General features: G+C 70.7%; 22 protein-coding genes and 2 pseudogenes. 10 read left to right on the forward strand and 14 right to left on the reverse strand.

Annotated features, from left to right (window positions below):
• Nucleotides 1–49 precede the first annotated feature (49 nt).
• Nucleotides 50–910: an alpha/beta hydrolase gene (locus JWP64_RS19965; RefSeq protein WP_297499390.1), complete on the reverse strand. Its 861-nt coding sequence runs from the start codon at nucleotides 908–910 to the stop codon at nucleotides 50–52.
• Between the two features lie 172 nt (nucleotides 911–1,082).
• Complete coding sequence (locus JWP64_RS19970; protein ID WP_297499391.1) at nucleotides 1,083–1,292, reverse strand: hypothetical protein; 210 nt, start codon at nucleotides 1,290–1,292, stop codon at nucleotides 1,083–1,085.
• A gap of 588 nt (nucleotides 1,293–1,880) precedes the next feature.
• On the opposite strand from JWP64_RS19970, the gene JWP64_RS19975 reads away from it, so the two are divergent.
• The 6 genes and pseudogenes from JWP64_RS19975 (at nucleotide 1,881) to JWP64_RS20000 (ending at nucleotide 11,300) form a co-directional block, all read left to right on the forward strand.
• Nucleotides 1,881–4,625 carry a LuxR family transcriptional regulator gene (locus tag JWP64_RS19975; RefSeq protein WP_297499393.1) on the forward strand — a complete coding sequence of 915 codons (2,745 nt, stop codon included), beginning with the start codon at nucleotides 1,881–1,883 and terminating at the stop codon, nucleotides 4,623–4,625.
• Between the two features lie 312 nt (nucleotides 4,626–4,937).
• Nucleotides 4,938–5,569: pseudogene (locus JWP64_RS19980) on the forward strand (transposase); the annotation flags it as partial.
• A 316-nt stretch (nucleotides 5,570–5,885) separates the two neighbouring features.
• Nucleotides 5,886–6,503 carry a DUF308 domain-containing protein gene (locus JWP64_RS19985; protein WP_297499395.1) on the forward strand — a complete coding sequence of 206 codons (618 nt, stop codon included), beginning with the start codon at nucleotides 5,886–5,888 and terminating at the stop codon, nucleotides 6,501–6,503.
• Between the two features lie 960 nt (nucleotides 6,504–7,463).
• The gene (locus JWP64_RS19990; RefSeq protein WP_297499397.1) at nucleotides 7,464–8,078 is read left to right on the forward strand and encodes a 2Fe-2S iron-sulfur cluster-binding protein; all 615 of its coding nucleotides are present in this window, start codon (nucleotides 7,464–7,466) and stop codon (nucleotides 8,076–8,078) included.
• Complete coding sequence (locus JWP64_RS19995; protein WP_297499399.1) at nucleotides 8,075–9,058, forward strand: xanthine dehydrogenase family protein subunit M; 984 nt, start codon at nucleotides 8,075–8,077, stop codon at nucleotides 9,056–9,058. The genes JWP64_RS19990 and JWP64_RS19995 overlap by 4 nt, the downstream gene beginning before the upstream one ends.
• A gap of 7 nt (nucleotides 9,059–9,065) precedes the next feature.
• Nucleotides 9,066–11,300 (forward strand): xanthine dehydrogenase family protein molybdopterin-binding subunit, encoded by a 2,235-nt coding sequence (locus JWP64_RS20000; protein WP_297499401.1) that lies wholly within the window; start codon nucleotides 9,066–9,068, stop codon nucleotides 11,298–11,300.
• 682 nt (nucleotides 11,301–11,982) lie between these two features.
• Here JWP64_RS20000 and JWP64_RS20005 read toward each other — a convergent pair.
• The gene (locus tag JWP64_RS20005; protein WP_297499403.1) at nucleotides 11,983–12,417 is read right to left on the reverse strand and encodes a hypothetical protein; all 435 of its coding nucleotides are present in this window, start codon (nucleotides 12,415–12,417) and stop codon (nucleotides 11,983–11,985) included.
• 107 nt (nucleotides 12,418–12,524) lie between these two features.
• On the opposite strand from JWP64_RS20005, the pseudogene JWP64_RS20010 reads away from it, so the two are divergent.
• Nucleotides 12,525–12,997 (forward strand): annotated as a pseudogene (locus JWP64_RS20010) (pyridoxamine 5'-phosphate oxidase family protein).
• Between the two features lie 412 nt (nucleotides 12,998–13,409).
• Here JWP64_RS20010 and JWP64_RS20015 read toward each other — a convergent pair.
• Entirely contained in the window at nucleotides 13,410–14,009 is a 600-nt protein-coding gene (locus tag JWP64_RS20015; RefSeq protein ID WP_297499405.1) for a CAP domain-containing protein, read from the reverse strand.
• 366 nt (nucleotides 14,010–14,375) lie between these two features.
• On the opposite strand from JWP64_RS20015, the gene JWP64_RS31615 reads away from it, so the two are divergent.
• A complete protein-coding gene (locus JWP64_RS31615) occupies nucleotides 14,376–14,534 on the forward strand; it encodes a hypothetical protein (RefSeq protein ID WP_366890287.1) in 159 nt (52 codons plus the stop codon).
• A 687-nt stretch (nucleotides 14,535–15,221) separates the two neighbouring features.
• Here the strand turns inward: JWP64_RS31615 and JWP64_RS20025 are convergent.
• The 9 genes from JWP64_RS20025 to JWP64_RS20065 form a co-directional block, all read right to left on the reverse strand.
• A complete protein-coding gene (locus JWP64_RS20025; protein ID WP_297499408.1) occupies nucleotides 15,222–15,932 on the reverse strand; it encodes a GntR family transcriptional regulator in 711 nt (236 codons plus the stop codon).
• Nucleotides 15,933–16,024: 92 nt separating this feature from the next.
• Nucleotides 16,025–16,813 carry a carboxymuconolactone decarboxylase family protein gene (locus tag JWP64_RS20030; RefSeq protein ID WP_297499411.1) on the reverse strand — a complete coding sequence of 263 codons (789 nt, stop codon included), beginning with the start codon at nucleotides 16,811–16,813 and terminating at the stop codon, nucleotides 16,025–16,027.
• Nucleotides 16,810–17,691: an NAD(P)-dependent oxidoreductase gene (locus JWP64_RS20035; protein ID WP_297499413.1), complete on the reverse strand. Its 882-nt coding sequence runs from the start codon at nucleotides 17,689–17,691 to the stop codon at nucleotides 16,810–16,812. Before JWP64_RS20035 ends, JWP64_RS20030 begins: the two co-directional genes overlap by 4 nt.
• Nucleotides 17,684–18,109, reverse strand: a complete 426-nt coding sequence (locus JWP64_RS20040) for a carboxymuconolactone decarboxylase family protein (protein WP_297499415.1) — start codon at nucleotides 18,107–18,109, stop codon at nucleotides 17,684–17,686. The genes JWP64_RS20035 and JWP64_RS20040 overlap by 8 nt, the downstream gene beginning before the upstream one ends.
• Entirely contained in the window at nucleotides 18,106–18,510 is a 405-nt protein-coding gene (locus JWP64_RS20045) for a cupin domain-containing protein (protein ID WP_297499417.1), read from the reverse strand. Before JWP64_RS20045 ends, JWP64_RS20040 begins: the two co-directional genes overlap by 4 nt.
• A 3-nt stretch (nucleotides 18,511–18,513) precedes the next feature.
• Nucleotides 18,514–19,425, reverse strand: a complete 912-nt coding sequence (locus tag JWP64_RS20050; RefSeq protein ID WP_297499419.1) for an NAD(P)-dependent oxidoreductase — start codon at nucleotides 19,423–19,425, stop codon at nucleotides 18,514–18,516.
• Nucleotides 19,422–19,889, reverse strand: a complete 468-nt coding sequence (locus JWP64_RS20055) for an SDR family oxidoreductase (RefSeq protein WP_297499421.1) — start codon at nucleotides 19,887–19,889, stop codon at nucleotides 19,422–19,424. Before JWP64_RS20055 ends, JWP64_RS20050 begins: the two co-directional genes overlap by 4 nt.
• Nucleotides 19,886–20,716: an N-acyl homoserine lactonase family protein gene (locus JWP64_RS20060; RefSeq protein WP_297499423.1), complete on the reverse strand. Its 831-nt coding sequence runs from the start codon at nucleotides 20,714–20,716 to the stop codon at nucleotides 19,886–19,888. The genes JWP64_RS20055 and JWP64_RS20060 overlap by 4 nt, the downstream gene beginning before the upstream one ends.
• The gene (locus JWP64_RS20065; RefSeq protein WP_297499425.1) at nucleotides 20,716–22,068 is read right to left on the reverse strand and encodes an MFS transporter; all 1,353 of its coding nucleotides are present in this window, start codon (nucleotides 22,066–22,068) and stop codon (nucleotides 20,716–20,718) included. Before JWP64_RS20065 ends, JWP64_RS20060 begins: the two co-directional genes overlap by 1 nt.
• Before the next feature lie 168 nt (nucleotides 22,069–22,236).
• Here JWP64_RS20065 and JWP64_RS20070 point away from each other — a divergent pair, with 168 nt between their 5' ends.
• Nucleotides 22,237–22,383 carry a hypothetical protein gene (locus JWP64_RS20070; RefSeq protein ID WP_297499427.1) on the forward strand — a complete coding sequence of 49 codons (147 nt, stop codon included), beginning with the start codon at nucleotides 22,237–22,239 and terminating at the stop codon, nucleotides 22,381–22,383.
• A gap of 1,002 nt (nucleotides 22,384–23,385) precedes the next feature.
• A complete protein-coding gene (locus JWP64_RS20075; protein WP_297499429.1) occupies nucleotides 23,386–25,047 on the forward strand; it encodes a cation acetate symporter in 1,662 nt (553 codons plus the stop codon).
• On the opposite strand, the gene JWP64_RS20080 is transcribed toward JWP64_RS20075, so the two are convergent.
• Nucleotides 25,048–25,491: a hypothetical protein gene (locus JWP64_RS20080; protein WP_297499431.1), complete on the reverse strand. Its 444-nt coding sequence runs from the start codon at nucleotides 25,489–25,491 to the stop codon at nucleotides 25,048–25,050.
• Nucleotides 25,492–25,561 lie beyond the last annotated feature (70 nt).

A 25,561-nucleotide genomic window follows, 5' to 3' on the forward strand; every position in this document is an offset into this window, starting at 1 on the left:
GACCGCAAAACGGCGACCTGGTAGGGCTGCTCACTTGACCCGCGGTAGATCACTGCCCGGCGACACCGGTTTTCGGCTGACCGGGGGTGCTCGCCGGGGTGTGGGGGGCGGCGGATGCCGCGGCGTCGAGGATCAGTTTCGTGACCGCGTCGGGTTGCGTCACGATTGACAGATGGCTGGTGTCGAGCTCGACGGTCGTTGCTTTCATGCGATTGGCGAGGAAGCGTTCGAGCTCGGGTGAGGCCGTCTTGTCCTGCGTGGAGACCGCGTACCAGGTGGGCTTGTTCCGCCACGCCGCGACGGTGGTCCTGCCTGAGAACAGTGAAGTCGAGATGGGTCCCTGGGCGGCGTAGAGCGCAAGAGCCCGGCTTCTGGGCACGCCGCCGGCGAAATCGGTCAGGAACGCGTCCTGGCTCAACTGTTCGAAGCCGCCCGATCTGACGAGCCCGGCGTTCGCGGGTGGTGTGGGAAACCGGGCCGCGAGTGCGGTGTAGTCCTCACCTGCATCCGGTGCGCGGGCTGCGATGTACACGAGACCGACAACATTCGGGGCGTCCCCGGCCTGCGAGATGACCGTTCCGCCGTAGGAGTGACCGACGAGAATTGTCGGTCCGTCCTGTAGCGCGAGGGCCCGTTGGGTGGCCGCTACATCGTCCGCGACCGAGGTGAGAGGATTCTGCACGGACGTCACATGCATCCCGGCCGCCTGCAGACGCTCGATGACATCCGACCACGACGAACCATCCGCGTACGCACCGTGCACCAGAACGACGTTGTGCACGCCACCGGCAACCTGCTGCGCCTGCGCGGTTGGCGCCGGTGAAGCCGACGCCGAAGAGCATGCGGACAACATCGCTGTCGCGAGTCCCGCGGCGACTGCGATCTTGGAAAGTGCTCGCCAACTGACCATCAGGTCGGTGTCCTTACCTCGTAGTGAGACTGTCCTGCCTGTGGAATCCAGCCTGCGCCCGAGAATGCCTGGCACACGAGCCGGAACGGCGGTCGCTGGCGCATCGGACTCAGCCGGATGGCGAGATGTTGCAGGGGGACTCGTACCTCGCCTCCGCGGGTGAGCGCGCCTCCTACCCCCTGCCGCCCGGTGTGTACGCGGCCGCGACCTGCGCAGAGAGGCACTCGACGGCCGCCGGGCCGCCCGGGGCTCGGCCCTCGGCCAGCGCCGTGGCGAGCTGGGCGATCGCGTTCGCCCGGTCGCGGAAGTCCGCCGCGACCCCTCGCTGGACTGCGTCCTCGCGCACGTACGGTGGAACTGAGCGCGTGGTTGCCGTGGTCATAGAGATGTCCTCTGGTGGTGGGCTGGCCCCTCGGCGTAGGGCCAGCCGGATCGGTGGATCAGCGGCGAAGAGGACCAGGCCGTCTCTCCTGCGTAGGAATAAGCCACCGATGTGCCAGGCGTCGGGGGTGGGCTCCTGCACGAGCGTCCTCCCGTGGGCCGGGAGCCCTGGCTACCAGCTTCCCGATTCCGGCCCGAGTAATCGGCACTGGCCAGTGTCGTACGACGAGGTGCCGAGCGCGCCCGGCGAAGTCCCGGGCCACCACCCTGGGGAGTGCGGCCAGGGATCCCGGCAACATGGAGCCTCTGCATAAGCTCTTGAGGTCGCGGACCCCCGTCGGGGCTCGGGGTCGCATTACCGAGCGGAACCGTCGGGCTCATGAAGGTGTGCGGACCGCCCAGGCAGATCTCCCCGACCCCGCCATGTGGCTGACACCCCAGCCGGTCCCGGACCGGTTGGTGTTCGACCCTCTGATCGACGCGTCGGCGTGCTGCCCGGACCGTACGCCGCCAGCGCGGCCTCGCTGGCGGTCACTGTGCGAGTCGGCGTCCCTTGCTAATCGAGCGGCCGCCGCCTCTACCATTGGTCATGGCTATGTCCAGCGGCCATCCCGGGTCCGGGTTGCGTGGCCGGACCCGGGAGTTCGAGGCGCTGAATCGCCTGGTGGACGGGGTGCGGTCGGGCCGGAGTTCGGTGCTGGTCGTGCGAGGTGAGCCCGGGGTAGGCAAGTCGGCCCTGTTGGAGTATGTGCGCGGGCGGGCGTCGGGATGCCGCATCGCCCAGGTCGGGGGCGTGGAGTCCGAGGTCGAGCTCGCGTTTGCCGGGCTGCATCAGATGTGCTCCCCGATGCTGGAGCGGGTGGAGGATCTGCCGGGTCCGCAACGGGATGCGCTGCGCGTCGCGTTCGGGTTGCGCGAGGGCGCCGCCCCGGATCGGTTCCTGGTGGGTCTGGCGGTCTTGACATTGCTGTCCGAAGTGGCCGCCGAGCGGCCGCTGGTGTGCCTTGTCGATGACGCCCAGTGGCTGGATCGGGCCTCGGTGCAGGCGATGGCGTTCGTCGCACGTCGGTTGCTGGCCGACCCAGTGGCCGTGGTGTTCGCGGTGCGGGAACCGAGCGACGAGCGGGAGCTCAACGGCCTGCCGGAGCTCGTGGTCGAGGGGCTCGGCGATGCCGATGCCCGCCTGTTGTTGGCGTCGGCGATCCGCGGGCGGCTGGACGAGCGGGTGCGGGACCGGTTCGTGGCTGAGACTAGGGGCAATCCGCTAGCGCTGCTGGAGTTGCCTCGGGGGTTGACGCCGGCCGAGGTGGCGGGCGGGTTCGGGCTGCCCGGCTCCCGGCCGCTGGCGAGCCGGATCGAACTCAGCTTCATCCGCCGGCTGGAGTCGCTTCCGCGGGAGACGCGGCGGTTTCTGCTCACCGCGGCGGCCGAGCCGGTCGGCGATGCGGGTCTGCTTTGGCGGGCGGCCAAGCGGCTGGGGATCGGAGTCGACGCGCCGGCGCCGGCGGAAGCCGCAGGGTTGATTGAGCTCGATGCCCGGGTGCGGTTCCGCCATCCGTTGGTGCGGTCGGCGGCCTACCGGGCCGCGCCCTTTCACGAGCGCCAGGAGGTGCATCGTGCGCTGGCCGAGGTGACCGACCCGGAGGCCGATCCCGACCGGCGGGCATGGCATCGTGCCCACGCGGCCCTGGGGCCGGACGAGGCGGTGGCCGGCGAGCTGGAGCGCTCGGCGGACCGGGCGCGGGGCCGCGGGGGGGTCGCGGCGGCGGCGGCGTTTCTGGAGCGGGCGACCGAGCTGACGTCGGATCCGGCCCGGCGGGGGGCGCGGGCGCTGGCCGCGGCACAGGTCCACTTGATGGCCGCCGCGCCTGACATGGCCTGGAAGCTGCTCGCGACCGCGGAGCTGGGCCCGCTCGACGAGCTTCAGCGTGCGCGGGTGGAACGACTGCGCGCCCAGATCGCGTTTGCCCGCAGACGCGGCAGCGACGCTCCGCCATTGCTGCTCACCGCGGCCGAACGGCTCGAACCGCTCGACGCCGGGCTGGCGCGGGAGACCTATCTCGAAGCGTTCGGAGCGGCGATCTTTGCCGGGCGCCTCAGCGGCGACGGGGTGCTGGAGACGGCCGGAGCCGTCCGTGCCGCGCCCCCGGCGCGGCTGCCGGCGCGGCCGACCGACCTGCTGCTGGATGGTCTGGCGACACGGTTCACTGAGGGCTACGCAGCGGGCGTGCCACCGCTCCAGGGAGCGCTGCACGCCTTCCGCCGAGGGCACGACAGCAAAGAGGACAACAGCCGTTGGTTGTGGTTGGCGTGCCGCACCGCGACGGATCTGTGGGACGACGAGGCGTGGCATGAGCTGAGCACTCGCGAGGTCCGGCTCGCTCGCGATGCCGGCGCACTCGACTTGCTCCCTCTCGCAGTCACCTACCGCGCCGGCGTGCACGTGCATGCCGGGGAGTTCGCCGCCGCGTCGGAGTTGCTCGACGAGGCCGATGCGATCACCGAGGTAACCGGCAACGCGCCCGTCAGCTATATGTCGCTGGTGCTGGCCGCCTGGCGTGGCCAGGAGGCCCGGACCGTGGCGCTGGTCGAGGCCAGCGCACTCGACGCGATCGCCAGGGGCGAGGGAAGGGCGATCGTGTTGGCCGAATACTCGACCGCGGTGCTGTACAACGGTCTCGGCCGCTACGAAGGAGCGCTCGCCGCAGCTCAACGGGCATGTGAGTACGACGATTTGAGTTTCTTCGGGTGGGCACTGGTCGAGCTGGTCGAGGCAGGCGTCCGCAGCGGCCGGCCCGAGATCGCCGCCCACGCGCTGCGGCGGCTAGGCGAACGCACCGGCGCCAGCGGCACCGAGTGGGCCCTCGGCATCGAGGCCCGCTCTCGCGCACTGCTCAGCGACGGCCGTGCCGCCGACGCCCTGTACCGAGAGGCTATCGACCGGCTGGCCCGCACCCGTATCGCTGTGCATCTGGCCCGGGCCCACCTCCTGTATGGAGAGTGGTTGCGTCGGGAGAACAAGCGCCTGGACGCCCGCGAGCATCTGCGCACCGCCTACGACAGGTTCAGCCGCTTCGGGGCCGAGGCGTTCGCCGAGCGCGCCCGCCGCGAGCTCCTGGCCACCGGTGAGACGGTCCGCAAGCCCACGGCCCAGACGCTCGCCGCGCTCACCGCGCAGGAGGCGCAGATCGCCCGGCTGGCCCGCGACGGGCACACGAACCCCGAGATCGGCTCCCAGCTGTTCCTCAGTCCCCGCACCGTCGAGTGGCACCTGAGCAAGGTGTTCACCAAGCTCGACATCAGTTCCCGAAGACAGCTCCGCCATGCACTGTGAAGCGCCGGCATGGCCGAGAACTCCGATGTGCCCCAAGTTGTTCGGAGTCGGGCTACTGGATGATCGCCCTCCCCGTCCTGGCCTGGGGCCCTACTGGTGCGCGGCCTCGGTGACCTGTCTCCGCCCGAGGACGATCAGCTGTTGGAATCGCGCGGGGTGCCAGTCGGTGTCGGTGAGCCGTGGTGGCATTCGTCGGCGGGATACCGAGCAATGTTGAAACCTGTGGATCACGACGTTGGGTCGTACCCTCCCTGTGATCTTGAGGCTCTCAAGCAACACCGGCGCTGCAACGCTGTCGGGAAGGTACGGCCCGTGCTCACGGTAGTTCCTGGAGCTGGCGACCCTGATGACCCCGCCGACCGGATGGTGCGTCGTTGATCGACGAGCTCGTCCGCGAGGGTGCCCGCCGGATGCTCGCCGAGGCCTTGGCGGCGGAGGTCGACGACTACATCGCCCGGTTCACCGGCGAGCGCGACGCCAACGGACGCCGGCTGGTGGTGCGCAACGGCTCGCACCAGCCCCGGAGGTCCTCACCTCGGCCGGCGCGGTCGAGGCGAGGGCACCACGGGTCGACGACCGGCGTGTCGACCCCGACACCGGTGAGCGGGCCCGGTTCTCCTCGGCGATCCTGCCCGACCTGGCGCGGCAAGACCCCGAAGATCACCGGTCCTCGCCATGGGCGACGGAGCGCTCGGGTTCTGGGGCGCGCTACACGAGGTGTTCCCGACCACGCGGGAGGCGCTGCTGGTGCCACAAGATCGCCAACGTGCTCGGCGCCCTCCCGAAGTCCGCGCATCCCGGGGCGAAAATGGCCCTGGCCGAGATCTGGAACGCCGAAGACCGTCGCCACGCCCTCGACGCCGTGAGCAGCTTCAAAGGCCGCCTACGGGGCCAAACTCAGCAGGGCCGTCGCGAAGATCACCGACGACCTCGAGGTACTCCTCGCTGGGGCTTCACCGACACCCCCCACTTCGGGAGGGCATTCAAGGAGGCCTACCGGATGTCGCCGCGCGACTGGCGCGCTCAAACAGGGCCGCGATCGCTGATCCGGCGCTGCCCGGTGTCAAACGCCGCTGGGTGGAACCGAGCAGGCCGAAGGGCGCGGCGGGGCGCCCGGCGAGGACGGTCACGGCTCACCCGTCGCGGGTGAGCCCCATCCGGTGGGATCGGGCGACGATGACTCCGCCTCACATCCGGCCGTCAGGAGGGGAACCGATGACCGAGAACGCAGCTCGCCGACAGGACCGCGACGTCGCCGACATGGTCGCCGACGTCGGTCGCTCACGCTGGTGGTGGGCCGCCTACGGGGTGCTCACCGTGATCGCAGGAGTCCTCGTGCTGGCCTGGCCGGGCATCACGCTGGTGACGCTCGCGGTCATCTTCGCGGTGCAGTTGTTCGTCGTGGGCATCTTTCGGGTCGTCGCCGCCTTCGCGATCCCGGACACGTCGGCCTCGGCCAAGGTGCTCTCCGTGGTCCTGGGCGTGCTGTCGTTCATTGCCGGGATCATCTGCCTGCGCTCGCCCCTGCAGACCCTGGTCGTACTGACCTTGATCCTGGGTGCGTTCTGGCTGATCCACGGCGTGGCGGACATCGTCAATGGGATCAGTGGCCGCGGCGAAGCAGGGCGAGGGTGGACGATCGTGGGCGGTGTGATCGGCGTGTTGGGCGGCATCGTGGTGCTCTCGTCGCCTGTGTCCAGCGCCATAACCCTCGCTTGGCTCCTCGGGGTTGTGCTGATCCTTCTGGGCCTCGTCGGGATCCTGTCGTCGCTTCGCCGATCCGAACCCGCGGTGTCGGCCCCGAGCCCAGCATCACGAGACTCCGCGACGTCAGTGCGCGGCAACGCCTCTGCGGCCCCCCCACCGACGTCGGGCTGACCACGAGCCTGGCCCCTGCCCCCGCGCACCGTCAGTGTCCGGCTCCGGGGGCCAAGCTCACCGTTCGGCTTCACCGCCACCGCCGCCCAGGTCGTCGAGGGGGTGGGTCGCACCGGCGGTCTGTCGTGGTGACGGGCACGTCGTGGGGTAACGGGACCCCCACACCCCGCTTCAGGAACATCCTGGAGATGGCCACAGCCGAAGCGGCCGCCCGCGGACACGACAGCCTCGTAAGGCGTAGCTCTAGGGTTCGGCCCCCGTGGGCAAGATCCTCACGCGTGAGCTGTGCGCCGGGGACTGAACCGGCGCACCGCTTGGGCCGAGCCGGCCAGTCCGGGTCGTCTCCGATCCCGCCAGCGACGCCCTGCGCGCAATGCTCAAACGAGGTCAGCTCGCGATCAACAACAACCGCCTCGCTGGTGCTGCTTGTAGACGAGCTGCTGGGCGGCTCCGATGGGCTCAGGGTATGGCGCCCGCATCGACGGACGCGGATACTTCTCGGGTGGGTCGACGCAGACCCACGCTGGTCGTGGCGCTGCCAGATGTCGCCCGACCGGCGCAGCGGGTGCAGGGCGGTCAGCCGGCTGCCCAAGGGCCTTCGAGCGGGTGAGGCCGAGCGCTCGAGACGCCTGTCATGCCGGAACCGGGGTGGACGGCACTGCTGGAGCACATGCTCGGGCGGGTGCCGGTTCCCGTCGGGTGACGTGCCGTCGCAGATGGAGCCGGCCTCGCCGGCTGCACGAGTTGTGTGCGGCGAGGCTGGCTCGGGTCGGGGTTGCCCCGTCCGCAGCGTGATGCATCGCGCTGCGGACGGGCTGAGGAACGGGCAAGCGCCGGATCGCTTCGTGGTCGGTTCGGCGGTGCTGGGCTGACATTCGCCGCGTGCCGCCTGGTGGCCGAGCCTGGTGGCGATGGTTGTCATGGCGCGCGTGACCAACGAAATGGCGGAGGTGGACTGTCATGAGCGGGTCGGATTCGGGGGCTACGTGGGCGGCGTCGTCCGGTCTGGCGGGCGGCACTTCGACCGAGGTCGAACGGGGCCGGGACGAGTTCGTTGCACTCTCGGCGATCACGCTGAACGTGAACGGTCGTCGGCTGCGCCTCGAGGTGGATACGCGTACCTCCCTGCTGGACGCGCTGCGCGAGCATCTGCGCTTGACCGGGACGAAGAAGGGGTGCGACCACGGTCAGTGCGGCGCCTGCACGGTGCTGCTCAACGGGCGGCGCATCTACTCGTGTCTGGCGCTTGCCGTGATGCACGAGGACGACGAGATCGTGACGATCGAAGGCCTGGGTGAGCCCGGCGATCTGCACCCGGTGCAGGCCGCCTTCGTCGAGTGCGACGGCTTCCAGTGCGGCTATTGCACCCCCGGTCAGATCTGCTCCGCGGTCGGCATGCTCGCGGAAGCGGCGGCGGGGTGGCCCAGCCACGTCACGGCGGACGTGTCGTCCCCGCGGATCGCGTTGAGCGGTGCGGAGATCCGCGAGCGGATGAGCGGCAACATCTGTCGGTGCGCCGCCTACCCGAACATCGTCGCGGCTATCCGCATCGTTTCCGAAGGGGGCCCGGCATGAGGTCCTTCACCTACGAGCGGGCGACGGATGCCCGGGCCGCGGTGGCTGCGGTGTCGCGGCCGGGTGCGAAGTTCATCAGTGGCGGCACGAATCTGCTGGATCTGATGAAGCTGGAGGTCGAGCGGCCGAGCCATCTGGTCGACATCAGTCGGCTTCCGCTGCGGGGCATCGAGGAGCTTCCGGATGGTGGAGTGCGAATCGGTGCCCAGGCGGCGAACTCCGACACCGCTGCCGATGTGCTGGTGCGGAGCCGGTACCCGGTGTTGTCGCAGGCGCTGGTGGCCGGCGCGTCGGGACAGTTGCGCAACAAGGCGTCGATCGGCGGGAATCTGCTGCAGCGGACCCGTTGTCCCTACTTCTACGACACGGCGGCGGATTGCAACAAGCGGGAGCCCAGTTCGGGCTGTTCGGCAATCGGCGGTTTCAACCGGATACACGCGATTCTGGGCGCCAGCGGCGCTTGTATCGCCACTCATCCTTCGGATATGGCTGTCGCGATGGCGGTGCTGGGGGCGCACGTCGAACTGCTCGGCGCCGATGGTTCGGCGCGCCGCGTCGCCGTCACGGACTTCCACCGGCTGCCGGGCGATACGCCGCATGTCGAGACCGTCCTGGAACCGCGGGAGATGATCACGGGGGTGGTGCTGCCGCCGCCTCCGCCCGGCCGGCAGCTGTATCGCAAGGTGCGGGATCGGGCGTCGTATGAGTTTGCGCTGGTGTCCGTGGCGGTGATCGTCGCGACGGAGCGGGGTGTGATCAGCGGGGCGCGGGTGGCGTTCGGCGGCGTGGCGCACAAGCCGTGGCGGTCGGTGGAGGCGGAGGCGGCGTTGATCGGGCGTCCCGCCGCGATGGCCACGTACCGCGTGGCCGCCGAGGCGGCGATGCGGGGCGCGGTGGGGCAGGGACAGAACGATTTCAAGATCGAGCTGGCCGTGCGGACGCTCTGTCGCACGCTGGCAGATGCGATCCAGGGGAGGTGAGGAGGCGATGGTGATCGGGCAAGCTCTCAACCGCGTCGATGGCCCGTTGAAGGTCGCCGGCCGGGCCACGTATGCCTACGAGCACTGGGACGACGGCCCACCGCTCTACGGGTTCATCGTCGGCGCGACGATCGGCATTGGACGCATCACCCGGATCGACACCTCCCGCGCCGAACGCTCGCCCGGGGTGCAACTGGTGATGACCCATCACGACGCCCCGGCCCAAGGCTCCCCCGACCTGTCCATTCCCTTTGAATATTGGCGCGCCTACCCCGTACTGAGCAGCCCCGACGTTCACCATTACGGCGAGCCCGTGGCGCTCGTCGTCGCCACGACCTTCGAACAGGCACGGGCGGCGGCCGCTCTGGTCGACCTCGAATACGCCGGCGGGTCGGGCTCCTACGACTTCGCCGCCTGCGTAGATCAGGCCTATGCGCCGGACAATCTGATTTTCGGCATCCTCCCGACCGACACCGCCGTGGGTGATCTCGATGCCGGGTTCGACTCCGCCCCGGTCAGAATCGATGAGCGCTACACGACGCCGTACGAGCTCTCCCAGCCGATGGAACCGCATGCATGTCTGGTGGTACCGGACGGCGAGGACCTGATCGTCTATGTCAGCACGCAGATCGTCGACGCGGCTCGCGCCTCGATCGCCAGCACGCTCCGGATCGACCCGGAGCGGATCCACATCATCACCCCGTACGTCGGCGGGGGATTCGGCTCCAAGCTCCGAATCCACAGCGAGACGATCCTGGCGGTGTTCGCCGCCCGCGCGTTGCGCCGGCCGGTCAAGCTCGCGCTGACCCGGCAGCAGATCTTCCATCTCACCGGCGTCCGCCCCACATCGAGCCAGCGGGTGCGGTTGGGCGCGCAACGGGACGGGCGGCTGGTCGCGATCGCGCACGAGGTCACGATGCACACGAACCGCCACTCGGAGTACATCGAGCCGACGGCCACCACCACGCGCGGCCTCTACGCCGCGCCGCACCGGTTGACCCGTACCTGGCTGACGCCGCTGGATCTGCCGCGGGGCGAAGACGTCCGCGCGCCGGGTGAGGCGCCGGGCCTGCTGGCGGTGGAGTCGGCGATGGACGAGCTGGCCCATGCAGTGGGAATGGATCCGGTCGAGCTGCGGATCCGCAATGAACCCACCGTGGATCCCGAGCGAGGCGTGCCGTTCAGTGACCGGCACCTGGTCGACTGCCTGCGCGAAGGCGCCCGCCGGTTCGATTGGGAGCGCCGCCCCGCCACGCCGGCGAGTGTGCGGGAGGGACAGTGGTTGGTCGGCTACGGCATGGCCGCGGCCATCCGCGGGCACTTCCAGGCACCGACGACGGGACGGGTGCGGTTGGCGGCGGACGGCACCGCCGCCGTCCAGTCGGACATGACCGACATCGGCACGGGAACCTACACGATCCTGACCCAGGTGGCGGCCGACGGGCTCGGGCTGCCGCCCGGTCGGGTGCGGGTCGAGCTCGGGCGTTCTGAGTATCCGGTCAGCATGGGGTCCGGTGGTTCGTGGGGCGCCGCCAATTCGAGCACCGCGGTCCATCGCGCGTGCGAGGCCCTGCGGGAGAAACTGGTGACCACGGCGCGCAACGATGCGCGCTCCGCGCTGCACGGCCTGGATCCGGCCGGTGCGGAGTTTTCGGGTGGCAGGGTGAGCATCGGTGGCGTGTCCGAGGCACTGAGCGAGATCGTCGCGCGCAATCATCCCGAAGGTGTGGAGGCGGAGGGCGAGACCCTCGCGATGACCGATGACCCGAACTACCGGGACTACGCGCTTCACACCTACGGGGCCCACTTCGCCGAGGTGGGGGTCGACGCCGACACCGCCGAGATCCGCCTGCGGCGGATGCTGGGCGTGTTCTCGGTGGGTCGTGTCCTCAACGCCAAGACGGCACGTTCGCAACTGATCGGCGGCATGATCTGGGGCCTGGGTGCGGCGCTGGAGGAGGAGGCCGTCGTCGACCCCCGGTCCGGGGCCTTCGTCAACCGGGATCTCGCGCAATACATGGTGCCCGTCCACGCCGACGCCGTTGAGGTCGACGCCGTCGTGCTCGACGGGTTCGACGACAAAGCCAACGTCCTTGGCGCGAAGGGCCTCGGTGAGCTGGGCATCTGCGGGGCCGGCGCGGCGGTGGCCAACGCGGTGTTCAACGCCACCGGTGTGCGCGTGCGTGACTTCCCGATCACGCTCGAGAAGGTGTTGCCCGGGCTGCCGCCCATGGAGGACTGATCTGCCGCGCGAATAGTCGAACGGCCTAGTGATCAGTGCCCGTCTCGTCGGCTGGGCCGGTCCGCGCCCGCCGGAGACGGCGCTTGAACCGCCTCAGAGGCAGATCCGCAACCCCTGCCGAACCACTGTGTCGCGTCTCAGGACATGCTTGACACACCCTGGTCTCAGGACATCGTCGACATGGCCGTGATCGGCTTCGCTGTCGCTGGCCCAGCAGGTCGATGTCCGGCCTGCCGGTCAACGGGTAGATGTAGGACGTCCGGGCCGGCCCGAGATCGTCGAGGGCGATGGTTCGACCGGCTGTGCTCGACAGGCCCAAGTGCGGGATCGGCTGACCGACGAGGTGGTCGGCGGCTTCGTCGTCTTCGGGTATGGGCAGGTCGGCGGGAAGCTGGTTCAGGTCGGCCATGATCGTCCTCTCGTACGAGTCCGTCATTACAGGTCCTTCCGCCGAGCACGCTCGGCGTGTCAGGACCGGTGGCGGTAGCAGGCCCCTTTCCCGCATTTCGCAGACCTCGTGGGTCCTCGCAAAGTGTGTGCACCCTGCGAGGGCCCCACACGGTCTGCGTGGTCGTGCCGCCTCAGCGCTCGACGTGCAGCAGCCCGAGCCGCTGGGTGGCGCGGGTCATCGAGACGTAGAGGTCGGCGGGGTTGTGTGCCCGGATCCGCTCCGGGTCGACGATCACGACGGCTCGAACTCGAGACCTTTTGCCGACACCGGGGTGTGCAGCTGCGCGGGAAGACCGGCAAGGCCGTCCACGTCGGCGGCGATCACCGCCCGCGTCCCGCGGCCCAGCTGCGCCACCTCCGCCTCGACGGCCTTGCGCACCTCGGCTGCGAGGTCGGTCGCGGGCACGGAGCGCTGCCACGGATCCTCGCCCGTCGCCCGCACCGATTCGGGCGGCTGCCGGTCGGGCGCGAACTCGGCCAGCACGGCAGCGGCCAGCGCCATGATCTCGGCGGGCGTCCGGTAGTTCACCGTGAGCGTCCGGTAGGTCCACCGGGAACCGAGGTGCGGGGCGAGCACGTCCGCCCACGCCTGCGCTCCCGCGGGGGCGCTGCGCTCCCGCGAGGTCGCCCACCGCGGTGATCGAACGGGAAGGCAGCGGAATCGCATGAGTGCGCACCGCTGCCGTCTCGGCGCGCCGTGAGGAGATCACGGGCCCGCACCTCCCTGATCTCCGAGCGGTGCCGGGTTCGGGCGGAGCCCGGCCGCCGGAGGCGATGAGTTCTCGTCCGATCAGCCGGGAGCTCCTGGCCCGGGACCTGACCCGCCTGGCCTATGTGGCCAAGGACGGCACGCCGCGGTCGATCCCGATCGGGTTCGCCTGGAACGGGTCGACGATCGTCCTGTCACGACGCCGAACGCCGTGAAGGTCCCGGCCCTGCGGCAGAATCCGGCGGTTGCGCTGACCATCGATACCGAGGTGCACCCGCCGCGCATCCTGCTCATCCGTGGCCGGGCCGAGCTCGACGTCGTCGACGGAATCCCGGACGAGTTCCTCCGCATGAACGGCACCTACGCGATGACGCCCGAGCAGAGGGTCGAGTGGGAGGCCGAGGTGCGTTCGCTCTACGACCGCATGGTGCGGATCGTCATCATCCCGACCTGGGCGAAGCTGATCGACTTCGAGACGACCCTTCTGAGCGCGGTGGAGGAGCTGGCCCGGCAGCGGGACGAGCGTCAGGGCGCCTGACCGCAGCCGTCTGCCCGACACGTCGAGGATCTGGGCGGCGCTCGATCCGTCGCCGTCCACGACCCTGCAGAGACGAAGATCGCCTGCGCTGATCTACCGCCCGCGCGCTGATGTGGCGGCCGGCATTTGCGCACCTGCATCGAGACGATGACCCCTTGAGCTCGGCTCCCCGATGGGCCAGTCTCCGGATGGGCCTGGATCAGCGGCGCGATCTGCTCGCGGATGGGGCAAATGCCGCGTGCCGGACAAGTGTTGACCCCAGCGGGGGGCTGACCGCTGAGGTGAGCAACTGTGCAGACCGGCCCCATAGGGCTCAGTAGGTCACCGATCCTTCCGGTCAAGTTCTCCTGGTAGACGGGCCCTTTCGTCCATCTCGAGCCCGACACGCCGCCCGACTCATGAAGAACCAGGGCTAGTAGGGAGCGCGGCCGAAGAAGTTGCCCGCCGGGGAGTACCTGCAGACCACCACGATGTTGGTGGGCCAATACTTGGGTGAGGAGGCCTTCCCGCAACCGATACGCCGAGTATCTCTCCACACCATCTGGGTGTAGTGGAGATAGGTGCCACCGGGGGCGACCGGTGTGGGGTAGGCGTACTTCGACTTCTCGTTGTACCAGAACTGCACTCCCGCTTCGACCGTGCCGAAGTCGGCGATGTTCTCGCCTTGCCCGGAGGCCTGCGACCCACTGTGGCAGTCGGAGTGCTTCGAGGGCCCGATGATGTTCGCCCATCCCTGCGAGGCGTTCGCGAGTGAGCTGTCCCAGGTCAGCGGGGCCAACGAGGGGGGAACCTTGAGTTCGGCACGAGCCTGGTTGTGCAGTCGGAGTATCGCGTTTCTCTCGGCTGCGGTGATCGCCGAGGCGGCAGTGGCGGTAGAGGCGGGCGGGCAACCCCCTTGCGCCGACGCCGAACCACTTGCCGGCAGCGCCATCGCGCCCGCCGCGAACAGTGCTGATGCCCCCAGGGCGACACGTCGCATTCCACGGCCCGTTGTCGTGGATCCACCGCTCATGATCGGGCCCTTCCCTCACGTCCGTCCTGGTGAAGCGCTGCCCTCCAGCAATGGGATATCGGCCTGGTCGGCAATTCGTCGCGAGCCTTTCGTGGCTTTCGCGCGTGCGCGGCCACGAGGGTATCGCGGCACAGCGACCATGTGATCCAGGTTATATAAATTCAGTCGATCGGCCCAGCTGGTCACTGCGGTCGGTTGGGCAGGTTTGATGGTGCGGCGCATGGTCAGCGGTCAATGGTTGGCCGAGGACATCATCGCGCGAGGAAAGCTGATCAGCTCGTCGGCTTCGTCTAGCTCTGCTGGGACGGAGGCATTCACGCCTTCGTCCTGGATCCGCTCGTCGACCTCGCCCGTCAACGGCGAGGTATCGGCGCAGGCCTGGTCCGCCGCGCCGCCGAAGAGGCCACCCGTGCAGGCTGTCACTGGCTCCACGTCGACTACGACCCCGACCTCGACCACTTCTACCGCAAGGCGTGCGGGTTCCGACAATCCAGTCACGCCGGGCTGCTGCGCCTGGGCCGATAGCGATCACTCGCCCGACTACCCCGACAGCGTGCTCCGTCCCGGAACCGGCAAGGGCAGCGATCGCCCAGCGAACGCATCGACTACATCCACTTCACCAGCCGACGACGCTGGGCGAACTCGACGTCGACACCTCGTTCGAGCAGCACCGGTGGCGGCACGCCACTCGCGCCGGCGATCGTTGCCTCAGTGGCGCGTTGCATCTGGTGCTATCAGCTCCAGGTGCTTGGCCATCGTGTCGAGGCCGACGGCCGCGCGTCGCTGACCGACGCTGGCGGGCTCGATTCGACGACGAGGGCCGGGCGGTCAAGAAGCCCGTCATGGCGACAAAGGACCTCAGGTTCTTCGACCTCCCCGGCGCACAGCAACTCCCCGACGGCCACCCGCGGCGCAAGATGTCAGTCGTTGCTGCACTGAGCGAGTGGCGCGTACACATCGACCGGAGGCACAACGGATCGTGGATCCAGCGGTACGAGGACGGCATCCCGGTCACGGGCCTCGTCCCGATCGCTGACGACGGCACCCGCGGAACCACAGTTCGTTTCCTCGCGCACAAGGAGCTACGCGCTGCGGGCCACTTCTTGGCCAGGGATCTCCTGGAGCTGACTTCCGTATGGCCGCAGCTCAGCACCGTCATCGACTGGCAACGCCTCGAGTCCGGCGACACCCGCCGGACCTGCGCTCGGTCGCCTACGAGCCCTGCCGCCCCACGCCGTCGAGCGCGGCGAGCGCGGTGGCGGCGGCGTTGTCGAGGTGCTCGATGCACAGCCGCTGGGCCGAGGCGACGTCCCGGGCGGTGATCGCCTCGACGAGCGCGCGCATCTCGGCGGCCATCTGCGCCGCACGCCCGGGCTGCGACATCGACGTGGCGCGCAGCAGCCGGACCCGCGCCTGCACCCCGCCCAGGATCTGCTCGATGGTCGGGCTCGCCGCGCCCGCGAGCAGCTCGGTGTAGAAGAGGTCCTTGTCGCGCAACAGCCGGTGCATATCCGCGCCGTCGGCCACGTCCTCTTCCAGGGCGGTAACGGTGGCCCGCAGGCGGTCGTGGTGCGCGGCCCTCGCCCGCTCGATGAACCGGCGCACGGTGAGCGCCTCCAGCGAGGCGCGCACGGCGTAGAGGTCGCGGGCCTCGTCGGCCGACGGCTTGTACACCATGGCGCCCTTCTGCGGCACCGTGACGACGAGGCCCTCGGCGGCCAGCTCGCGCAACGCCTCACGGATGGTCGCGCGGGAGACGCCGGTCTGCTCGACGAGCTCGCGCTCGACCAGCCGCTGACCGGGCTGCAGCTCGAACTCGAGGATCGCGGTGCGCAGCCCGTCGATCACCTGCTCGCGCAGCGGCGCGGCGATCCGGCCGACCCGGATCCCGCGGAAGGTGCCCGTCTCCTCACCTGCCGTCACTAGCCGCACAGTAGACGGGTCCGGCCCACGGGTGGGCTGCCGCGGCGCGTCCACGCCCGCCGCGACGACCCGGGCCCGGGAGCCGGCGCAGCTCACCCCGCCTCGCCCGCCTGCTCGGCGACGATCGAGGCGAGGATCGGCGCGGCCGTCGTCGCCGCGTGGATTCCGATCACGCTGACGATCGCGAGCACCTCCATCAGCTCGCCCTGCGTGGCGCCGAGCCGGACGGCGTTGCGCAGGTGCAGCTTCAACCCGGGGACGTAGAGGTGGGTGGCCGCGGCGTCGAAGGCGATGTAGATCATCTCCTTCACCTTGGGCTCCAGCGTGCCGGTCTTCCACGGCACCGAGGAGAACTCCACGTACGCCTCGAACAGGTCCGGCGCGAGCTCGAGGATCCCTTCCCAGAACTCGTGCCAGTAGCCGCGGTTCGCGGTGAACTCGGCCTTGAGCCGCTCCCGGCGCTCGTCCAGCGGCGCCGGGCCGGTGCGCACGCCCTCCTCCTCGAGGACCTCCAGCAGCAGCGGCACCCCGATGTTGCAGGCGTGGATGCCGAGCGTGCTGGTCAGCTCCAGGACCTCCATGATCTCTGCCGGGGTGGCCCCGTGCCGCAGCGCCGCCGCGACGTGCTGGCGGATGCCGGGTTCGTAGAGGTGCGTCGCCGCCGCGTCGGCCGCGATGTAGACGAACTCCTTGACCTTCGGCTCGAGGTGCGACGCCTGGTTCCACGGCACCCCGGAGAAGTGCAGGTAGGCCTCGAGGAAGGCGGGATCGAGCTCGAGGATCCGCTGCCAGGGCTCGCCCCAGGTGCCGCGGACGGCGACGAACTCGTCCTTGACCCGCTGCTGCTCCGGGCTGAGCGTGACGGTCTCGGTCGGGCTCACTGGTCCTCCTCCGGCCGCTCGCGCAGCCATCGTGCGATCTCGGTGTGGTCCGCCTCGGGCCCGAGTGCGTCGACGGCGCGGCTCCAGAGCGCGAGGGTGCGTTCGGCGTGGCCGCGGGGCGCGTCGACGGCCTCGGCCAGCCCGAGGGCGATCCGCAGGTCTTTGACCATCAGGCCGGCGGTGAAGCCCGACGCGTAGGTGCCGGGGACGATGTGGGTCGGCCACTTGGTCTCGGTCGACCCGCTGCGGCCGCTGGATCCGTTGATCGCGTCGAGCATGGCCGTGGGGTCCAGTCCGAACCGCGCGCCCGCGATGATCGCCTCCGAGGTCGCCAGCAGGTGCGAGGCGGACAGCAGGTTGTTCAACGCCTTCAGGGCGTGCCCGGCGCCCGTCCCGCCGACGTGCCGGACCCGCCCCATCAGCGCCAGCAGCGGTGTGAGGCGCTCCACGGCGTCGTCGGGCCCACCGACCATGATCGTCAACGTGCCGGAGTGGGCCCCGGCGACGCCGCCGGAGACGGGGGCGTCGACGAGCGTGGACCCGCGCTCCGCGACCCGCTCGGCCAGCGCTCGGGTCCGCAGCGGCTCCGACGTGCTCATGTCCACCAGCAGCGTTCCCGGGACGAGGGCGTCGAGCAGGCCCCCGTCGACGACCTTCTCGACGACACCCGAGTCCGGGAGCATGAGGATCACGACGGGTGCGCCCTCGGCCGCCGCCGCGGCGCTCGGCACGGGGGTCAGGACGTCGGCGAGCCCGTCGGCCACGCCGGGCGCGGCGTCGTGTCCCCGGACCGTCACGCCCCCGGTCGCGAGGCGCCGCACCATCGGGGTGCCCATCCGGCCCAGCCCGACGAAGCCCACCACGGGCGCCTCAGCCATGACCGTTCCCCGAGGCGTCGACGGACTCGGCCTGGATCTCCCCGAGTACCCGCTCGGCCACACGGAACGACTCCAGCGCCGCGGGCGCACCGCAGTACCCGGCGGTCTGCAGCAGCGCTTCCTGGATCTCGGTCTCCGTGCAGCCGTTGGTGACCGCGCCGCGGACGTGGACCGCGAGCTCGTGGCTGCGGTTGAGCGCCGTGAGCATCACCAGGTTGAGCAGGCTGCGGGTGCGCCGGTCGAGGCCGGGCCGGCTCCACAGCTCGCCCCAGACGTTCTGCGTGACGTACTCCTGCACGGGCCGGGCGAAGTCGCTCACGCCCTGCAGCGAGCGGTCGACGTGCGCGTCGCCGAGGACCTCGCGGCGGATGCCGAGTCCGCGTTCGTACCGGTCGTCCCTGTCGTCCCCGCCGCTCATCGGGCCACCCCCATCGCCGCGAGGTAGTCCTCCTCGGCGACCTCCTCGAGCCACGTCGTGGGGCCGATGGAGAACGCCAGGTGGGTCATCACCGTGTCGGCGGTCCCGCCGTGCCAGTGCTGCTCCCCCGGCGGCACCCAGACGACGTCGCCGGCCCGGATCACCTGCGGCTGCTCGCCGCGCGGGCAGACCCAGCCCATCCCCGCGGTGACCACGAGCAGCTGGCCGCCGGTGTGGTGGTGCCAGTACGTGCGCGCGCCCGGCGTGAAGGTCACCGAGTTCAGCGTGTTGTGCTCCGCCGTCGTGGGCAACACCGGATCCCCCCAGACCGTGCCCGTGAAGGTCTCGGTCCGGTTCTGGGTCGGTGTGGTGTCAGGGGCCCGGCCCCGAACGATCTGCACTGGTCATCCTTCCTGGTCGTGCACTCGTACCCCGCCGGCGACGTCGCCGAGGGCGTCGACCACACGGTTGCTGATGAGGTCGCCGTAGCCGAGGGTCTCCGCGAGGCCGAAGCTGGCGAGCGGCCCCGCGGCGTTCAGGGTGGGGACGCCGAGCCGGGCGGCCAGGTCGACGTAGAGCGCGACGTCCTTGGTCATCAGCCTGCTCGTCAGGCCGCCCTCGAGGTAGTCGCCGCGGACGATCGCGGGGAACCGGTTCGTGGTCGCGAAGTTGACGCCGCTGCTCGAGTTGATCACCTCGAGCAGCTGCGACAGGTCCAGCCCGGCCTTGCGGCCCGCGACCATCACCTCGGCGGAGGCTGCGAGGCTGACGGCGTTGAGGAAGTTGTTGAGCAGCTTGGCCGTGTGGCCGGCGCCGGAGGGCCCCATGTGGTGGACCGTCGCGGCGATCGGCGCGAAGACGGGCTTTAGCTCGGCCAGGGCGGCCGCGGCGCCGCCCACCATGATCGTCAGGCTGCCCTTCTCGGCCGCGGCGGCGCCCCCGGAGATCCCCGCATCGAGGTAGCGCACGCCGCGCGCCAGCGCTTCGTCGTGCAGGGTCCGGGTCGAGGCGGGCGACGCCGTCGAGAGGTCGACGATCGTCGCCCCCTCGGCGGCCACCTCCAGCACCGCTCGCACGACCGGCTCCACGACGTGGCTGTCCGGCAGGGACAGCAGCACGATCCGGGCCCGCCGGGCCACCTCGGCCGGATCCGCCGCCGGCTCCGCACTCGCCGCGTCGGCCCGGCCCGCGACCGGGTCGTGCCCGACGACGGTGAACCCGCCCTCGACGAGCCGCCGAGCCATCCGGCCGCCCATGTTGCCGAGGCCGACCATCCCCACTGTGTCCACCGGGTGCTCCTCTCCCGCTGTGCTCATGCCCGCAACCGCGCGTCGACCGGCCCGTTGTCCCACGCGCCCGCCCCGCCCGACGGGCGTACCGTGCTGACGGCCGCGGCGCCGCCGTCGACCGAGACGACCTCGGCGGTCAGGTACGACGCCCCGTCGCCGAGCAGGAAGGCCACGACCGACGCGATCTCCTCGGGTCTGCCCGGCCGGCGCAACGGCGTGGTCGCGGCCCGCCGGGCCATGTCATCGCCGCCGCCGGGCCCTTCGCCCGACGCCGCGAACAGGGCGGTCGGCACGATCCCCGGCGCGATGGCGTTGACCCGGATCCCGAGCGGGCCGCCGTAGACCGCGGCCCCGTGCAGCAGGCCCAGGCACCCCGTGCTTCGACGCCTGGTAGGCCAGCGCGCGGCGAGCAGCCGCGCGCTCGCCGCACCGAGGGCGCCCGCCGCCCCGGTGACCAGCGCGACCGTACCCGCGAGCCCGTCGTCCGTCATGCCGTGTCCTCCCCCGGCGCGTCCTCCCCCGGCGCGACCCGAACGACCAGGTCGGCGAGCTCGGGCGCCAGCCCGGGCACGCGGCCCGGGAACCGCTCGGGGACGGCGGCGTCGTGCCCGGCGAGGAGCACCCGGCCGGGGTCCTCGGTCATCTCGCGCAGCAGGTCGAAGCCCCGGTACATGTCGGCGAGATCCGCGACGACGAAGAACGGCCGGTCCCGCTCCAGCTCCTCGTAGAGGTGCAGCGCGTCGGCGGCGAGCACGACGGCGCCCCCGTCGGTCGCGACCTGGGCGACGAGCTGGCCGGGGGTGTGCCCGCCGACCACGACCAGCTCGAACCCCGGGGCCAGGTCGAGGGTGTCCTCGACCAGCCGGACCCGGCCGTCGGCGGCGGCCTTCGCGAGCAGGCCGAGCTCGTCGGGCTCCGTGGAGTGGGCGAACTGCAGCCTGCCGGCGTAGGGGCCGGTCCAGAACTCCAGCTCGCGGCGGGCGAGCACGATCTCGGCGGCCGGGAAGCGGTCGAGGTTGCCGACGTGGTCGTAGTGGGCGTGTGTGACGACGAGCCGGTCGACGGTCTCGGGCTCGATCCCCAGGCCGCGCAGTGCCTCCACCGGGTCCACCAGCATCGTGCGCCTGCGGCGGGCACCGGCCCCGGCGCCGAAGCCGCAGTCGACCACGACCGTCCGCTCGCCGTCGCGGACGACCCAGAAGAAGTAGTCCATCGGCAGCTCGGAGTCGGGCTCGCCGTAGACGTGGTGGTTGAGGAAGGTCTCGGACCGGCGCGCGGTGCGCGTGCCGTAGCGGACCGCCAGGACCTCGTAGGCCATCAGGCGGCGCTCGTGAAGTCGACGTCCTTGGTCTCCGGGCCTGCCGCGGCACCCACGGCCCCGAGGATCCCGCCGATCGCCAGGAGGAGGGCGGCGGCGACCGCCGCGGAGACGACCCGGCCAAGGCCCGCGTAGAAGAAGGCGTAGAAGGACGGGATGATCACCGACGCGCTGAAGCCGAGGCCGAACGCGGAGGCCCGGACGTCCGTGTGGAAGCGCTCGTTGATGTACGGCAGGACCACGCCCCACGGTGCCGTGACCAGCACGGAGAAGACGCACACCAGCAGCACGATCATGCCGAACGACAGGTGGGTCCCGTTCATCAGCACCGCCATCAGCGTCGACCCGCCGACAGCGATGAGCACGCCGAGGACCATGAAGAAGGTCCGGCGGCCGATCCGCTGCGCGATCACGCCGGAGCCGATGTAGCTGGCGACCAGGCAGATGTAGGCGATCAGCAGCGCGGTCGTGAGCTGGGTGCCGCTGAGCTGCAGCACAGTGTGCAGCACGGTGGTGGGCAGGAACAGCGTGACCATGTTCTGGGTCAGCCAGAACCCGGTCATCATGGCGAACACCTGCAGGAAGCTGCGCCCGCTCGGTCCTGAGAAGAGGTTCTTCAGCGGCGCGGCCTTCTTCTCCGACGCCTCCCAGATCTCGGACTCGGAGACGCTGTGCACGTAGTACAGCACCAGGACGCCGGCCAGCAGCGCGCCGAGCACGAACGGGATCCGCCAGCCCCATACGGCGTACGGCGAGGCCGGCCCGGCCAGCGGGAAGAGCGCGAAGGCGGCCATCCCGACGAGGTTGATCACGATGTAGGCCAGCGGGAACGCCGCGAGGATGACTCCGCCCAGCAGGCCCCGCTTGTGCTTCGGCGCGTACTCCATGGCCAGTGGGAGCGCACCCGTGTATCCGCCACCGAGGCAGATGCCGTCGAGGAAGCGCAGCAGGATCAGCAGCCAGTAGGAGGCGATCCCGATCGTGGCGTAGCCGGGGATGAAGGCGATGAGCAGCGTGATCACGCCGAACCCGCCGACCGAGGCGATCGTGGCCTTGCGGCGGCCGACCCGGTCCGCGAGCCCGCCGAAGATCGCCGCCCCGACGGGCCGGCCGATCAGCGTCGTGGCGAACACGAGCGAGGTCAGGATGGCGGAGAGCCCCGGGGACATGCCCGCCGGTTGGAAGTAGATCAGGGCCGGCGTGAGGATCACCGTCGGCAGATAGATGTCGAACATGTCGACGAACTCGGCGAAGAACGCCCCGCGGGTGGCGGACCGGCGCTTCGCGGCCCGTTCGGGGGTCTCGAGCTCGCCGGTGTACCCGGCCCGAACAGCCTTCTCACTGCCCGTCATCGCGCAGTCCCATCTTGTCGCACCGTTGCGATCGCAGCTCCGATCGTCAGACCGTCTGACAATCGGCGGATTGACCGTAACCACAAAAACGAGGAGCAGTCAACGGAGCGCGCAACCGATCCGTGACAGGGGTTTTCCAGATTGTCAGACAGACTCACGATCTGCGGCGTGAGTGTTCTCCGCGACGACGGCGTCGCCCCCGCCCTCGACCCCTCCCTGCTGAGCGGGCTGTCGCCGTGCCACCCGTGGTCGGCCCTGCTCGAGATCGGGGACCGGCGGATCGGCGTGCGGTCCGCGGCGAGGCGCTCGACGTGACCGAGGGCGACGACGTCAACGCCAGCCGGGACTTCTGCTTCACCGTCTCGGCCGAGGAGTGGGGCGGTTCCGCTCCTCGCCCCCGCCGCGCGGGATGACCTCGGCGCAGGCGCTCGTCGCGACCCGCGGCGCGCACGGGGTACGGGGCAGCCGGGAGGTCTGGGCCCGCGCCGCACCGGCTGTCGACCGCATCGTCGACGCCCTCCGAGCGGCGTCGCTGCTGCCGCCGCGGCGGGCGGACCCGCGGCCCCGTTCCCGGCGTGAGCCCGATCGAGGGGCACTACCTGAACCTCGAGGTCGAGGGCGCGGGCGTCCCGCTGCTGCGCCTGCACACCGCGGGCGCCGACTCCCGCCAGTTCCGGTACCTCCGGGACCGCCGACGTCCGCGACCAGCGGATAACCGCGCCTGCCCAGGACCCTCCTCAAAGGGATCACGCGACCAGAACTCCAGTTGCCCGACCTCACCAAACCCGGGGCTCACCAGAGTTGGTGCCTCTCGCTCCGCCATCTCCGGTCCCGACAACCGCGCCGCAGGGCGAGGTGTCCTGTCGCCCGGATCCGGCGCCCTCGGCACGTGTCCGGACAGCAGGTCGCCGAGGCGCTCGCCCTGGCCGCCGACACCCTCGCCGAGCCGGGGAAGCGGGCCGCGAGGTTGGCGCCGCAGCGGCAGCGGACAGGTGCTGAGGGCTGCGATCCCGGCAGCCTCAGCGTCCGGGCGGCCGGGATCGCTGATGGTCGGCCCGGGCTGTCACCCAACCGAGGCGTCGAAGCCTACGTCGAAGAGACGGGCGGCTCCCGAGGAGCGGTCGATGGTCTGAGCTCGAGCCATTCGCCGCTCAGTGGCGACCTTTCGCCATTTCTACGCACCAGTAGCACCTGATCGGCCGCCTATCATTCCGCCACTTGCCCACCAGGGTGCCGCGTTGTCGCGGTACGTGATCACACGTACGGGCAGCGTTGCGCCGATCGGGGTTTGCCGGTGTCGTCGCCGAAGGGATGCCCATGACGTTGCTCGCCGCCGGGACGGCCGTGGGGAGCCCGGGACTGAACCTGGGCATATTCGCGGGGTTCGTCGCCTTGACCTTCGTGGTCCTGTTCGCGACGGCACGGGGCGGTCACCGCGCGGCCGGCGACTACTACACCGGCGGCCAGGCGTTCACGGCGGCGCAGAACGGCACGGCGATCGCGGGTGACTACCTCTCGGCGGCGGCGTTCCTCGGTGTCGTGGGGGCCGTCGCGGTGTACGGCTTCGACGGCGTGATGTTCGCGATCGGCTCGCTGACCGGATGGGTGATCGCGCTGCTGTTCATCGCCGAACCGCTGCGCAACACGGGCCGCTACACGATGGCCGACGTGCTGAGCTACCGGCTGCGGGTGCGGCCGGTGCGCTCCGCGGCGGCGACCTCGACCCTGCTCGTGTCGATGCTGTACCTGGTCGCCCAGATCGCCGGCGCGGGCGGGCTGCTCACGCTGCTGCTGGGCATCCCCAACTCCGACCGCGTGGACCAGTCCGTCGTCATCGCGGGTGTCGGCGTGCTGATGCTCGTCTACGTGCTCGTCGGCGGGATGAAGGGCACCACGTGGGTCCAGATCCTCAAGGCCGTGCTGCTGGCCGTCAGCGGCGCCTTGCTCGCGGTCTGGGTGCTCGGCCGGTGGGGGTTCAACCTCTCGTCGCTGCTGCAGTCCACGATGACGGCCAACTCGGCGGGCGAGGCGCTGCTCAACCCCGGCCTGCAGTACGGCAGGACCGAGCTGTCGAAGATCGACTTCCTGTCACTCGGGCTGGCCGGGCTGCTCGGGCCCGCAAGCCTGCCGCACGTCCTGATGCGCTTCTACACCGTGCCGGACGGCCGCGCCGCACGCCGTTCGGTCGTGTGGGCGATCTGGCTGATCGGCCTCTTCTTCCTCGCCGCGATCGTGATCGGGTACGGCGCGGCGGCGCTGGTCGGGCCCGACGCCATCACGGCCGCTGCCGGCGAGTCGAACGCCGCGGCCCCGCTGCTGGCCTACAAGCTCGGCGGCGAGGTGCTGCTGGGCGTCGTCGCCGCGATCGCGTTCGCCACGATCCTCGCCGTCGTCGCCGGGCTGACGATCACCGCGTCTGCCTCGTTTGCCCACGACGTCTACGCGACGGTGCTGAAACGTGGCAACGCCGACCCGCGCGTCGAGGTCCGGGTCGCGCGGTTCACCGCCGTCGTCGTGGGGATCATCGCGATCGCGGGCGGGATCGTCGCCAACGGACAGAACATCGCCGTGCTCGTCGGCCTGACGTTCGCCGTCGCGGCGTCCGCCCACCTGCCGTCGCTGCTCTACACGCTGTACTGGCCGCGCTTCACCACCACGGGCGCCGTGCTGAGCATCTGGGGTGGGATGATCACGGCGCTCGTGCTCGTGGCGTTCTCGCCGGAGGTGTCGGGCACCCCGACGTCGCTGTTCCCCGACCACGACTTCGCCTGGTTCCCGCTGGCCAACCCGGGCATGGTGTCGATCCCCGTCTCGTTCCTGCTGGGCGCGGTGGGCACCTGGCTCGGCGGCCGGCGCCGCGATCCCGACGCCGCCCGGCGGCACGCCGAGATGGAGGTGCGGGCCCTCACCGGCGCCAACGTGGACCGGCCTCGGCCGCGCAGCCGCGCCACCACCGCTGCCCAGCGGTACGCCCGCTGATCACGAGCCGGCGCGCGCGGCGACCCGCGACGCGCGGTCCGCGAGCAGATCAGCCGGCGCGCCCACAAGGCCAAGGTGGTCGCCTCGGCCGAGCGGGGCGCCGCGCTCTACGGCGAGGCTCTGGAGCGGCTCGGCAGCCTGTGACCGTGCCCGAGACAACCTTCCTCCGGGCGGGCGGGCGGTGCGGGGCAGGACGACAAGCTCGCGTTCGAGGCCGGTCTGGTTGGTCTTCGAGCGGGCGATACCGGTCACCAGGCCGCGGTCGTGGTCGGTGATCTGGTCGACAGTGAGCACGGCGAGCTCGCTGCGGCGCAGCGCGGCGAAGAACCCGACCAGCAGTAGCGCGCGGTCGCGCAGTCCGGCGAGGTCGGGTTCGGGCTCACGGGTCTTCCAGACCCGCGTGGTCGGGCAGGCCGCGGCGACGTCGAGGAGCTCGGGCGGCATGAGCGGAACCGCCTGCTCGGGTGGGGCTGCGGATGCCCTCCCACACCGCGCTGACCCGGGCCCCCGCGGC

Source organism: Pseudonocardia sp. (assembly GCF_025465255.1).
Classification (GTDB): Bacteria; Actinomycetota; Actinomycetes; order Mycobacteriales; family Pseudonocardiaceae; genus Pseudonocardia.